Origin of the sequence: Thioalkalivibrio sp. ALMg13-2 (genome assembly GCF_000381185.1) — a bacterium.
Taxonomy (GTDB): domain Bacteria; phylum Pseudomonadota; class Gammaproteobacteria; order Ectothiorhodospirales; family Ectothiorhodospiraceae; genus Thioalkalivibrio; species Thioalkalivibrio versutus.
This window is the reverse complement of sequence record NZ_KB906123.1, coordinates 1-13,614: the sequence shown is the minus strand read 5'-3', so window position 1 is coordinate 13,614 and position 13,614 is coordinate 1. Positions and strand designations below refer to the sequence as shown.

Here is a 13,614-nt window from a genome sequence, read left to right as displayed (position 1 = left end):
ACTGATTACAGTGTCCGGGCCTCAGGTGCGTCCGCCCGCCGGCCCGACAAAGTGCAGTGCCAGCACGGTGACGTCATCCGCCTGATCGGCCTCGCCGGCAAACTCCTCTACCGCCTTCATGACGGCCGCAGTCTGTTCCCCAACCGCTCGGCCCTTGAGCTCGCCGTACAGGCGGATCAGGCGGTCCTCGCCGAACAGGTCCTGCGCTGGATTCGCCGCCTCGGTCACGCCGTCGGTGTACAGCAGCAGCTCTTCGCCCGGCGCCAGATGCAGATGCTGCGTCGCGTACGGCATATCTTCCATCGCCCCAAGCACCAGTCCAGGTGCCAGCTTTAACCACTCTGCGGTGCCATCCACCCGCCGGATCAACGGCGGGTTGTGGCCCGCATTCGCCATCACCAGCTCCCCGCTGTCCAGGTCGAGAATCCCGCACAGATAGGTCACGAACATCCCGCTGTCGTTATTCAGGCACAGCTCGTTGTTGACCCGTTCGAGGATGCGCCCAGGATCGGGCTCCTGTTCCGCAATGCCCTTGACCAGGGTCTTGGTGACGGCCATGAACAGTGCGGCCGGGACGCCCTTATCGGAGACGTCACCTACGGCAAAGAACAAGCGGCGGTCGCCCTGCATCGTAAAGAAGTCATAGAGATCGCCCCCAACCTGGCGTGCCGGGAGCAGATCCGCATGCAGATCGACATCCGCCTGCATCCGAGAGAGCTCCAGTCGCCGCGGCAGAAAGCTCATCTGAATGTTGCGGGCGATCTTCAGTTCGGACTCGATCCGCTCCTTGGCCGCTGTGGTTGCGGTCAGGTCGTTGATGTAGTCCTTCAGGGACAGGCGCATGTCATTGAAGGATCGAGCCAATTCACCGATCTCGTCCTGAGAGCGAATGGGGGGCATAGGCTGATCAAGATTGCCCCGGGCGATCTCGCCGGCACTGGTAACCAGCCCCTTCAAGGGGCGCGTGATACCCCGGGAGATCGCGATAATGGCCCCCAGAAGAATCAGGAACCCGACACTTCCGATGATCAGCACCAGGTGCATCACCCGCAGCACATCGCCGAACAGTTCCCGCTCCGGGATGACCACCCCCACCACCCAGTCAGGATCCGGAAGGCGGACGTGGTAGAGCCGCGCAGGTTCGTCCAGCAGTGCCCTCGGTAACCGGCTGAACCCCTCCTCCTGACGCTGCAGCACGCGCCCGAGTTCGCGCAGTTCCGGTTCATCCAGCGTCTGGGCCAGACTGAACAGGCTCTCGCGCATAATCCAGTCGCTGTTCGGCCAGGAGATAAAGCGCGTCTGACCGCTCAATAAAAAGCCGAAGCCACTGTCCAGCACCTCAACCGCATCGACGGTCTCGGTCAGACGTCGCAACTCGACGTCGAGGGTCACGATCCCACCGAGCTCCTCCGTGCCGTCCGCCACGCCATTGGCCATCGAAAAGGGCGTGGAGAAGGTGGTGATCAGGCGATCGGGATCGGCCGCCGATGCAAACGGATCCGCCCAGAATGCTTCGCCGGTGAGCGCGGGGATCTGATACCAGTCGCGGGTGAAATAGTCGAAGTCGTCCCCGCCGAGGTTCATGTACTCCAATTCCCCATCAGGTCCCTCATAAACGAAGGGCCCGTGGTATCGCTGTCCGGGGATTGCCGCTTCAGGTTCCCAGGTGATAGCGGCACCCTGGGCGGCCGCCGTATTGGTCGTAATCGACTCCAATAGAGGCCGCATGGCCTCGGGGTCATGCCCGCCCTGAGTCAACGAGGCGGCCAGGGTCCGCCCCGAGCCCGCGACTTCGTTGAGTGAGGCCTCGATTCGCCCGGCCGTGGCGCGGGTCAGCTCGCGGGCCTGGTGCTCCGCATGGTCCAGCATGATGTCGCGGACCATGTAGTACAGCAGCCCCGACGTCGTGAAGAAGATGGTCGCCACCGTCACCACGGTGACCAGCGCCAGACGTACCGCCAGGCTCTTACTCGGGGCGTGCATCAATCACCGGGCGGTGGAAGGTGTCGTAGTCAACAGGTTCACGCTCGAGGCCGACCAGGTTATTCATCAGGTTGTGGGCCATTAGATAGTCATTGGGGTCGAGTACCGGGGCCGGCAGGCTGCCGTCCGAGTCGAAGTAAAGCGAGCGAAGCACCTTGAGCATTAAGCTCTGGTGGGCGCGGTTCGTGGGCTCACCGTGCTGCTGGACCCGCTCCATAACCGCATCCACCGCGTGCTCCGGATGCTCGAAGGCGTGCTGCCAACCGCGTAGCGAGGCAGCCACGAAGGCCTTCACGGCTTCGGGGCGCTCCTCGAGCGTGGATTCGAGAACGTAAATCCCGTCCTCGGCCAGGCCAGTGCCGTGTTCCTCCAACCCGATCGTGGAAAGCTCCTCCGGCTCGAATCCCGAAAGATAGAGCTCCACCATTTCGTTGAACCGAGTGGCCATGGCCGCATCGACCGCACCCGAGCGAAGGGCCGTTACACCCGATCCCTGATCGATAATCTCCGGCTCCACGCCGTAGGCGCGAAACAGCGCTTCGGGTTGCATGCGAAAGCTCTGCCAGCGGGCCACACGGCGCCCATCGAGATCCTCGGGCGCGAGGATGTCGCGATCAGCAAAGGACACGATCACCAGCGACGAGTCGTGCAACAGTTGTGCTACGTTGACGACCTCCACACCGGCGTCGCGAAGCTCCAGCGCCTGCACCAGATACAACAAGGCGATATCGGCCTCGCCGCGAGCCAGCGCCTCGGATGCCGGATAGTCCGGGCCGTGCGGAAGGATGTCCACGTCCAGGCCGGCATCGCGGTACCAGCCCTGGTCGGCGGCGACATAAAAACCGGCAAACTGCGACTGCGGGACCCAGTGCGGCTGTACACGCAAGGGTTCCGCGAATGCCGAACCCGCCGCCAGGACCAGACTCAGGGCCAGCAACCGGCCGACCCACCGGGTTGGGTTCCAGGGAAGACCCGGTGATGGAAGTCGCATGGACGAACTCGGCATCGGCTGAAGACCACCGGGAGGATGGATGAAAACGACGGACAGCATACCGGTCAGGACGGCCTCGCGCATCCGGGGACGGCTGCAGGATCTGTTCGTAGTTTTGTTGTTGATGGTGGCCGGACTGGTAACGGTTCCCGTGGGCGCTGCCGACCCGATCGACCCCCTCGCCGCGCCGCTTCCGGTCGCAACGGAGGGCCCACCGGAGACGCTGCGTTCCGGCTGGTTTGAGCGGCCGCCGTACCAATATGCCGATCCGGATGGCGTATCCGGAGCCGCGACGGGGCTGGATCTGCGTGTCGCCCGCGAGGCGGCCGAGGCCACGGACCACACCGTACGCTATGGCCCCATGCCTTGGTCCGACCAACTGGCGGGGCTGAAGCAAGGCACTCTCGATCTGGTCGTCGGGACGTACTATGAACCCGCGCGCCTGAGTTACGTCCACTACTCGCGGCCCTATCGCGAGGAACGCAACGCACTCTACCTGCGCGATGACGGCGACATCCGCCTGACCAACCGCGACGAGTTCCTGGAGGCGGTGGAAGCCGGCGCGTTTCGCCTGGGCATCACACGGGGTTACGCCTTCGCCGATCCCGAGGTCGCGCGCCTCGTGCGGGACCCAGGCGATGCAGCCCAAATCCTGGAGACTGACAGCGATGCGGCGAACGTAGCCGCCCTGGTGGAGGGCCGTATCGACGGGTTTATCGCCGACCCGGTGATCCTCGACCTGTTCCTGGCACAAAGCGGACAGACCAACGAGGTCCGCCGCGCCCGCCTCGATCTCGGCTCGGTAGGCGTACGGGTCATGTTCAGCCGCGCGACCGTTCCAAGCGAATTCGTCGAGGCCTTCGATGCCGAGCTGCAGGCTCTGGGGGACAGCCGCCGGATCGCCAACCTCGAAGTAGAACACCTGCTACCCGCGTTTCTGGCCATGACCACCAGCGAAGGCTGGTTCAACGTACTGACACTGATGGGCATCCTCGCCTTCTCCGCCTCCGGCGTGATGCTGGCGCGCCGCGAGCGCTACAACCTGTTCGGCGCCCTGATACTGGCCACGCTTCCAGCCATCGGCGGCGGTGTGCTTCGTGACCTGCTGCTGGGACGCGATCCGATATTCATCTTCGAAACGCCCGAATTCCTGTTACTGCCACTGGCGGTGGTGCTGGGCGGCTTCGCGCTCTACAAGCTGCATGACCACTGGCTCGTGCATCTCGCCCCCGCACAGCGACTGTTGGCGCGTCAGCGCGCGGGCCTCGGCGGGCGCATGGTCGGCAAGGTGCAGCACGGCCTGGATGCCTGGGCGGTGGCCGCGTTCACCGTGATCGGCGTGGGCGTGGCCGTAGAAGCCCACGCCAGCCCGCTATGGCTCTGGGGCCCGGTGATGGCCGTGGTCACGGCATCCTTCGGCGTGATCATGCGCGACGTGGTTCGCTCGGACTTCAACATCGACATGCTCAAGCGCGACTCCTTCGCCGAGATCGCGATCGTCGGCGGCATTGCTTACTCGCTCCTGCTCCTCTGGCCGCCCGTGGAACTCTCGATGTTCTACATCCTGATGGTCACCAACGGCGTCATCGTGAGCCTGTTCGTGGCGCGGCTTCTGGTGTTGTGGTCCGGCTGGGTAAACCCATTACAGATGGGCGACCCGCATACCCTGCCGGAACGTCGTCTGGATGCCCTGGAAGCGGCGGAACCTGCCCTGTGGCAGCGCCTGTCGACCTACCTGGAAGAAAGCGAGACCGGCCGTGCCCGCGGTGTCGACCCGAGACGCCTGGAATCCCTGCACAAGGACTTCGGCTATGCCCTGGAGCCCTGGCAGACAGAGTTCACCGCTCTGGCCGGAGAACCGCTGTTCGAGTCCACGGTCATGCGCTATCAAAACCTACGCGCCCGGTTCGAGACACTGCGCGCGCTGGAGCAGCAACTCTATGACCACCTGCGTATCCCCATCGCCGACGCTCTACCGGATGCGGAAGAGGCCGGCGAACTGGAGACCCGAGTATCCGAGGGCCTGCGCAGCCTGCTGGACACCGTCAGCATGGCGGTGGAAAGCGGCGAACGGGAAGACTTCGAATGGTTGCAGGAACTCTCGCGCAACCAACGGGCACGCTTCGACGACCTCCGAGCCCGGTATCTCAAGGCCGATCCAGCGCCCGGCGGCGCCCTGGACCAGGTGCTACAACGCACCCACCGGGTCGAACGGATGATGTGGATGCTCGCCGACTACGTGGACCAGCGTCTGTCACCAGGCGGCGTGGCCGCCGTCAGCGACCGCCGCCAACGGCAGATGATGATGCAGACCGGGGCCCACTAGGGAGACGCTGATTTAATCGCGCGTTCGCGCTCGAGTCGCTTTTGCGTGCGAACAAGGCGCGGTGACTGCCGTGCAGTCACTCTGCACAAGGGAACCGCAACGCTGTTCGCGCGCCCGTTTTTGATCAATAACGGGCGGCCGAGCCCGCTCTTTCAATGATTTGTCGGGTTGGTGCCCCTGTTCCCCGATCCTGCGTTGCGCCACTTGCGGGTAGAACCACTACCCGCTGCACGACGCGCCTTGGCTCGGGAAACAGGGGGCACCAACGCGAACGCGCGATCAAATCAGCGTCTCCCTAGAACGGAAGGACGGCCTGCTGCCACTGCTCCATCGCCCCCTGCCGCGCGTCCAGGGCCCGCTTGCCGATCCGCACCCCCAGCAAGCGCATGGGGCGATCCAGCGGAGTACGGCGCAGGCAGTCGCGGGTGGCCGCCAGGATCTGCTCGGGATCGGCCGTCCAGGCCTCAAGCGTCAAATCGCGCGTGGCCGTACGGAAATCGTCATACCGGATCTTGATACCAACCGTCCGCCCCAGGTAACCCTTGGTCCGCAGATCCGGCACGATCCTTGGGCCTGGCTGACTCTCGTTGCTAATCACGTTTTCGTTTGCGCTGGCACAAACGATTCGAACCTCCGTTCAACAACCCGGTTCGATCCCGAGCGCGCGAGGAACGTGTCGGCCCCAGGCCGACACCCGGAAGGGCAAGACGCGCAGCGTCGCCGCTATCCTTCCGGGCACTCCACACTCCAGAGAAAGGGCACCCCATCCGGGTGCCCTTTCTCGTTCTGGGTTCCAGGGCGTTGGTGACCCCTCTTACCAGTCACGGCAGGCCCCCGTCGTACAAACCATCCAGCAGACCTCTGACGCTGGGCCCCCACCCTCGCGCAAACACCCTCGAACAACCCCGATCTGGCAATTGAAGCGCGCCGGCACTGGGAGTCCGTTTGGCGCTTATCCGGACCGTGTTTCTCTGACCAGTCCTGATGCCTCCCCCTTGTCGCTGCATCACATCTGCGTGAACCCCACCGTGCGCTGGCGAACATACGGCGCTGACCCAAGGAGCAAGACTGAAATCGTTGCCTACGACGGGGTAGGCCAGCCCGGCCCTGACCCACCTGCGTCCGGACAAGGAGAAGGTCATCGACATCAAGGCGTTCGGATCTTCCTCGCGTACGCGCGAGGCGCTTCGCCACGACCGCGACACCGAGTTGCTGCGTTCGGAGCTTCTGAGCGTCGAGCAGCTCAAGCGGCATGCGGTCACGCTGGCCGAGCAGCACCGTATCGATCCCCGCCCCGGACCGGACCGGCTGCTGCCGCGCCTGGCGGACAATGAACAGGTCCTGATCGCGGCCTACGATGTCATCACCGCGACCCGTGCCGAAGTACCGGGCCAGCGAATCGTGCCGGACGAGGCGTGGCTGCTCGACAACTTCTATCTGATCGAGCAGCAGATCGCGATGGCACGACGCCATCTGCCCGACGGCTACAGCCGGCAGCTGCCGCACCTAGCCGATGGCCCCTCGGCGGGATTCCCGCGCATCTACGACCTGGCGCTGGGACTGATCTCGCACATGGATGGGCGGGTCGATCGCGACAACGCCACCGAGATGATCGCCGCCTATCAAACCGTCGAGCCCTTGAAACTGGGTGAGCTGTGGGCGTTCCCGATCATGCTCCAGCTGGCCTTGCTGGAGAACCTGCGCCGCGTCGGGGTGCGCATCGCCCAGCGTCGCGTGGAACGTGACGCGGCCATCACCTGGGCGGACCGCATGCTCGCGGCCGCCGAACGCGAACCCGCGCAGCTGATCCAGTTGCTGGCCGAGTTTGCCAGTGCCGATGTACCGCTGACGGCGCCGTTTGTGGAGGAGTTCTACGGCCGGCTCCAGGCGCAGGGGCCGGCCATGGCCTTCGTGCAGACCTGGGTCGAGCAACGGTTGCAGGAACAGGGGGTCACCACTACCGGGTTGTCCGAGGCGTATGGACGCACGGCGGCAGCCAACCAGATTTCCATCGCCAACTGCATCGGTAGCCTGCGGTTCATCTCCTCGATGGACTGGAAGCAGTATGTCGAGTCACTCAGCGTGGTGGAGCGGATTCTGAGCGAGGATCCAATGGGCAGCTACGCCGGCCAGGACTTCGCGACCCGCGACCGGTACCGCCACGTCATCGAGGAAGTGGCTCGTCACAGCGGCCGCAGCGAACCGAGCGTCGCGCACGAAGCCATCGGTCTGGCGCAAGCGGCAGCCACACACCGGAACCACCGCGACCGCAATGTGCATGTGGGCTACTACCTGGTCGACCGGGGACGTCCGGACCTGGAGCATGCGGTGGGCTACCGGCCCTCGTGGAGATCCCGCATCCGCGGGGTGTTCCGGGAACACAGCCTGCCCCTGTATCTGGGGCCCATTGGGTTGCTCACGCTCCTCATCGCAGGGGGTGCGGCAGCCCTTGGTGGCTTCTTCGGCGCCGGTTCCGGGTGGAACTGGCTGCTTGCGCTTCCGCTCTTGATCGCCGCCTCGGCGCTGGCGATCGCCCTGGTGAACCTGCTGTACACGCGCGTTTTGCCACCACGGGCCTTGCCCCGCATGGATTTTTCCCACGGGATTCCCGACCGCCACCGCACCATGGTGGTCGTACCCACCCTGCTGGGAAGTCCGCAGGATGTCGATGATCTGCTCGAAGCCATGGAGATCCGCTATCTCGGGAATCGCGATCCCAACCTGTTTTTCGCCCTGCTGACGGACTTCCGCGACGCGCCCGAACAAACCATGCCCGAGGATGAGGCCCTGCTCGCCCATACGCGCAGTGCAATCGAACAACTCAACCAGACCTACAGCGACGACCGCCCCTGCATCTTTTACTTGTTCCACCGGCCCCGGGTGTGGAATCCGTTCGAGCAGATATGGATGGGCCATGAGCGCAAGCGCGGCAAGCTGGAGCAGTTCAATGCGCGGCTGCGAGGCGAAGCGCTGACCGCCTTCTCCGATCTTGTTGGCGATCCGTCCGTGCTTTCGTCGATCCAGTACGTCATCACCCTGGATACCGATACACAGCTACCGCGCGACGCCGCCCGCGCCCTGATCGGCAATCTGGCCCATCCGCTCAACCGCCCGGTCTACGACCCCGACAAGGGCCGCGTGGTGGAGGGCTATGCGATCCTCCAGCCCCGCGCGATGATCAGCCTGACCAGCGCCGAGCAGTCGCACTTCAGCCGATTGTTTGCCGGTGAGTCCGGCCTCGACCCGTATACCCGTGAAGTGTCGGACGTCTACCAGGACATCTTCTGCGAAGGCTCGTTTATTGGCAAGGGCATCTACGACGTGGATGCGTTCCGCAAGGCCGTCGACGGACGCTTTCCGGAGAACCTGATCCTCAGTCACGACCTGCTCGAAAGCGGGTATGCGCGGTCGGCCCTGGTGACCGATATCGAACTGATCGAGGAACACCCGGCCAGTGTTGCCACCGAGGCCAGTCGGCGCCACCGCTGGATACGGGGCGACTGGCAACTGGCAGGCTGGCTGCGCCCGCGGGTACCGGGGCCGCCCGGCCCGGACGGATCCATGGGACCGCGCCAGCCGAACCCCCTCTCGGCCCTGTCGCGCTGGAAACTGTTCGACAACCTGCGGCGCAGCCTGGTCGCGCCCGCGCTGGTGCTCCTGCTTGCAGGGGGCTGGCTGCTGGGACCGGCATGGCTGTGGACCCTGCTGGTCGGGTCCGTGGTGCTCCTGCCCACCCTGCTGTCCAGCATCATCGAGCTGATCGACAAGCCAACCGGACGCGACTGGGCGCCACACTTGAACCTGACCGGACGGTCGACCGGCCGGCCGCTGCTGCTCGCCCTGCTGACCCTGGCCTTCCTGCCCTACGACGCGCGGATCAGCGTGGGTGCGATCCTGCACTCGGGCATCCGCATGTTGTACACGCGCAGCGGTCTGCTGCTGTGGTACCTGCCTTCGTACGCGCGCCGCAACGCCCGCCAGACGCCGGCCGGTTTTTTCCGGGAGATGGCGAGCGCACCCGGCCTTGCCGTCGTGCTGGGCGTGCTACTGGCCCTGACCGGCAGCCCGGCGGCGGTCTGGCTTGCTGCCGCCCCGATCCTGCTGCTGTGGCTGATCGCGCCGGTGATCGGCTGGTGGATCAGCCGGCCGCTAATCGTTGCCACTCCGGACCTGAGCGCCGATCAGCGGGCCTTCCTGCGGGCCGTGGCGCGACGTACCTGGCGCTACTTCCTGGACTTCGTCGGCCCCGAAGATCACTGGCTCCCACCCGACAATTTTCAGGAATCCCCCGCCCCGGCCATCGCCACGCGGACCTCGCCGACCAACATGGGCATGGCGCTACTGGCCGATCTGGCGGCGGTCGATTTCGGCTATCTCACGACCGGGGAATGCCTGGAACGCATCGGCAATACCCTGGGCTCGATGGAGCAGCTGGAGCGCTATCGCGGGCATTTCTACAACTGGTACGACACCCGCACGCTGCAACCCCTCCAGCCGCAATACGTATCGTCGGTGGACAGCGGTAACCTGGCCGGCAGCCTGCTGACCCTGCAAGCCGGCCTGGAGGAACTGAAACACCAACCGATACTGACCGCGAACGCGTGGCAGGGCCTACAGGACACCCTGGAGGTGCTCGCCGAACACTTGCCCCCTGCTTCCGCGCCCGAGTTGACGAAAACCGTCGGCCGGCTGCAGGAGACCCTGCGCACCCTGATGCTGAACGGCCCCCCGCAGACCCTGGATGCCGCCACCCGTGCGCTCGGCGAGCTTCACCGCCTCGGAGGCATGCTCCTCGAGGAGCCGTCGCCAGGTACCGAGATCGACCCTGAACTGGAGGCCTGGACGCAGGCATTCCAGCGCCAGGCCAAGGCCCTCCAGGAAGAGTTCGCGCAGCTGGTTCCCGCCACGTGGCCGGACAACGGCCTCCCCACGCTGGCGGAACTGGCCCGGGCGGATACTGGAGATGGCGGGGCCCGGGCGCAGATCGACCGCATCGATGACCTGATCGGGCGTTGCGGCGCACTGGCGACGATGGATTTCGAGTTTCTCTACGACGCGCCGCGCGACCTGCTGGCCATCGGCTATGACGTGACCGAACGGCGGCGTGACCCATCGTGCTACGACCTGCTGGCATCGGAAGCCCGCCTGGCCAGTTTCCTGCTCATCGCGCAGGGACAGGTGCCGCAGAAACACTGGTTCACGCTCGGCCGCCTGCTGACTCGCCATGGAGGCGACATCAGCCTGATCTCGTGGAGCGGCTCCATGTTCGAGTACCTGATGCCGCAGCTCATCATGCCGAGCTACGCCAATACCCTGCTGGACCAGACCGGCAAGGCGGCCGTGGCACGCCAGATCGAATACGGCCGTCAACGGGCAGTGCCCTGGGGTATATCCGAGTCCTGTTACAGCGCCACGGATCTCCATCAGGTGTACCAGTACCGCGCCTTCGGCGTTCCCGGCCTCGGGCTCAAGCGGGGGCTGGGCGATGACCTGGTGATCGCACCCTACGCCAGCGCCCTGGCCCTCACCGTGGCACCGCAGGACGCCTGCCGTAACCTCCAGAACCTGGCGGATCAGGGATTCCTCGGCGCCTACGGGTTCTACGAGGCGATCGACTATACGGCGACCCGGGTGCCGCACGGCAATCCGCATGCCGTTGTGCGCTCCTTCATGGCGCATCACCAGGGCATGAGCCTGCTCGCCTTTGCCCATGTCCTGCTCGATCAGCCAATGCAGCGCCGTTTCATGTCCGATCCGCTGGTGCGGGCGACCGAATTGCTGCTCCAGGAACGGGTGCCAAAGAAGGGCGCCACCGTGCACCCGCACGCCGCGGAGGTCAGTGCCGCCGCTCGCCCCTCCGGCGCGGACACCGGTTCGATCATGCGCATGTTCACCGACCCGGACACGCCGATGCCCGAGGTTCATCTGCTGTCGAACGGCCGTTACCACGTCGTGGCGACGCATGCCGGCGGCAGCGCCAGCCGCTGGCGCGACCTCGCCGTAACCCGCTGGCGCGAGGATGCCACCACCGATGGCTGGGGCACGTTCATCTACCTGCGCGACCGCGACAGCGGCACCTACTGGTCGACAGCCCACCAGCCCACCCTGCGCCCCGCCGACCACTACGAGGCAATCTTCGTCCAGGGGCGGGCGGAATACCGCCGCCGCGACCACGCGATCGAGGCCCACACCGAGATCTGTGTCTCGCCCGAGGACGATGTCGAGATCCGCCGCGTCACCCTCACCAACCAGTCGTCCAGTACCCGCCACATCGAGGTCACCAGCTACGCCGAGGTCGTGCTGGCGCCGTTGAACAACGACCTCGCGCACCGCTCGTTCAGCAATCTGTTCGTGCAGACCGAGATCCTGCCGGAGCGCCAGGCGATCCTCTGCACGCGGCGCCCACGCACGCCGGGCGAACAAGTGCCCTGGATGTTCCACCTGATGGCGGCCCCGGGTGCGACAACCGACGAACCCTCCTACGAGACCGACCGTGCCCGCTTCATCGGCCGCGGGCGCAGCGCCGCCAACCCGCTGGTGCTCGACAAGCCGGACAGCGAAGCGACCCTTTCCAATACGGATGGGCCGGTGCTCGACCCCGTGGTCGCGATCCGCCGCACCCTGACCCTGGCGCCCGACGAGTCAGCCAGCGTGCAGATCATCTCCGGGGCCGTGGACACCCGCGAGACCGCACTGGCCCTGCTGGAAAAGTATTGCGACCGCTACTTTGTCGAGCGGGCATTCGAGATGGCCTGGTTCCAGAGCCAGGAGGTGCTGCGCCACATCAATGCCACCGAAGTCGATGCCCAGCTCTTCGGTCGCCTGGCCAGTTCCGTCGTCTACGGCAACGCCCTGCGCCGCACCGAGCCTGCCACCATCGCGCGCAACCGGCTGGGCCAGTCCGGGCTGTGGCGCTTCGGCATCTCGGGGGACCTGCCCATTGTCCTGTTGCACATCCGCAACCTGGATCGCATCGGCCTGGTCAGACAGATCCTGCAGGCCCACACCTACTGGCGTCTGAAGGGCCTGGCCGCGGACCTGGTGATCGTGAACGAGGACTTCTCCGGCTACCGCGCCCTGCTCCAGGATCAAATCATGGGGCTGATCCACGCCGGACCCGAGGCGCAGGTCGTCGACCACCCCGGCGGCGTCTTCGTACGGCGTGCCGAAGAACTGACCGAGGACGAACGGGTCCTGCTGCAGACGGTGGCGCGGATCGTCTTCAGCGACACGGCCAAGAACCTGAGCGAAGAGATGGACCGGAGGCTGTCGGCCAAGTCGCTGGATCGGCGGGTCTCGAACAAGGGACGATCGGTGGATCGGCGCCGCTCGAAGCCGGGCCGATCGGTGGACCGGCGAGTGACCGCAACGCGTGCCTCCGATCTGCTGGAACCCGCCAAGCCTGCCACCCCCGAAGCGGTTCATCCGCTGGCGTCACGCGAGCGGGTATTCAGCAACGGGCTGGGCGGCTTCACCCCCGACGGGCATGAATACGTGGTCACCCTGGAGCCCGGCCAGACGACCCCGGCGCCGTGGGTCAACGTCATCGCCAGCCCCCACATTGGCACGGTCGTCAGCGAGAGCGGCAGTGCCTACACCTGGGTCGAGAACGCGCACGAGTTCCGCCTCACCACCTGGCACAACGATCCGCTCTCCGACGCCAGCGGCGAGGCCTTCTATATCCGCGACGAGGAGACCGGGATGTTCTGGTCACCCACGCCGCTCCCAGCCCGCGGCCAATCCGGCTATGTATGCCGGCACGGATTTGGCTACAGCGTGTTCGAGCACGCCGAATCGGAGATCGCCTCGGAGCTGCATACCTACGTCGCCATGGACGCGCCGGTGAAGATCGTGCGGGTCAAACTGAGCAACACATCGCAGCGGCAACGCAGCCTGTCGCTGACCGGGTATTGGGAGCTGGTGCTCGGCGAGTGGCGGCACGCGAACATGATGCACATCGTCACCGAAGCCGATGCGCAAACCGGGGCGCTGCTGGCCCGCAATGCCTACGGCCGCGAATGCGCCAACCGGGTGGTGTTTGCCCATGTCGGCGGACGCGAGCGCTGGATCAGCGGGAGTCGCAACGAATTCATTGGCCGCAACCGCTCGCTGGCCAGCCCGGAGGCGATGCGCCGTAAGCGGCTGTCCGGCAAGACCGGGCCCGGCCTCGACCCCTGCGCCGCGCTCCAGACCCGGATCGAACTGGCTGCAGGAGAGGAACAAGTGTCGACTTCCCCGGATTAGGTCCACGCATAACTAGAGGTTTCCGGGGTGTGTAACTGCCGGTATTCGACCGGCGTCAGGTCCCCCAGCG

4 protein-coding genes and 1 pseudogene are annotated in these 13,614 nt (G+C 65.5%); 2 read left to right on the top strand and 3 right to left on the bottom strand.

Going from position 1 to position 13,614, the window contains the following annotated elements; genetic code table 11:
• Nucleotides 1-21: 21 nt before the first annotated feature.
• Together F618_RS0112460 and F618_RS0112455 are read right to left on the bottom strand one after the other, a co-directional pair.
• Nucleotides 22-1,983 (bottom strand): SpoIIE family protein phosphatase, encoded by a 1,962-nt coding sequence (locus F618_RS0112460; protein WP_019568754.1) that lies wholly within the window; start codon nt 1,981-1,983, stop codon nt 22-24.
• On the bottom strand, nt 1,967-2,920 hold the full coding sequence (locus F618_RS0112455) for an ABC transporter substrate-binding protein (protein WP_019562612.1): 954 nt from the start codon (nt 2,918-2,920) through the stop codon (nt 1,967-1,969). Before F618_RS0112455 ends, F618_RS0112460 begins: the two co-directional genes overlap by 17 nt.
• Before the next feature lie 178 nt (nt 2,921-3,098).
• On the opposite strand from F618_RS0112455, the gene F618_RS0112450 reads away from it, so the two are divergent.
• Nucleotides 3,099-5,300: a TRIC cation channel family protein gene (locus tag F618_RS0112450; protein WP_019568753.1), complete on the top strand. Its 2,202-nt coding sequence runs from the start codon at nt 3,099-3,101 to the stop codon at nt 5,298-5,300.
• Between the two features lie 295 nt (nt 5,301-5,595).
• Here F618_RS0112450 and F618_RS0112445 read toward each other — a convergent pair whose 3' ends face one another.
• Complete coding sequence (locus tag F618_RS0112445) at nt 5,596-5,898, bottom strand: hypothetical protein (protein ID WP_231362684.1); 303 nt, start codon at nt 5,896-5,898, stop codon at nt 5,596-5,598.
• A 611-nt stretch (nt 5,899-6,509) separates the two neighbouring features.
• On the opposite strand from F618_RS0112445, the pseudogene F618_RS0112440 reads away from it, so the two are divergent.
• Nucleotides 6,510-13,523, top strand: a pseudogene (locus F618_RS0112440) (glucoamylase family protein); the annotation flags it as partial.
• Between the last annotated feature and the right edge of the window lie 91 nt (nt 13,524-13,614).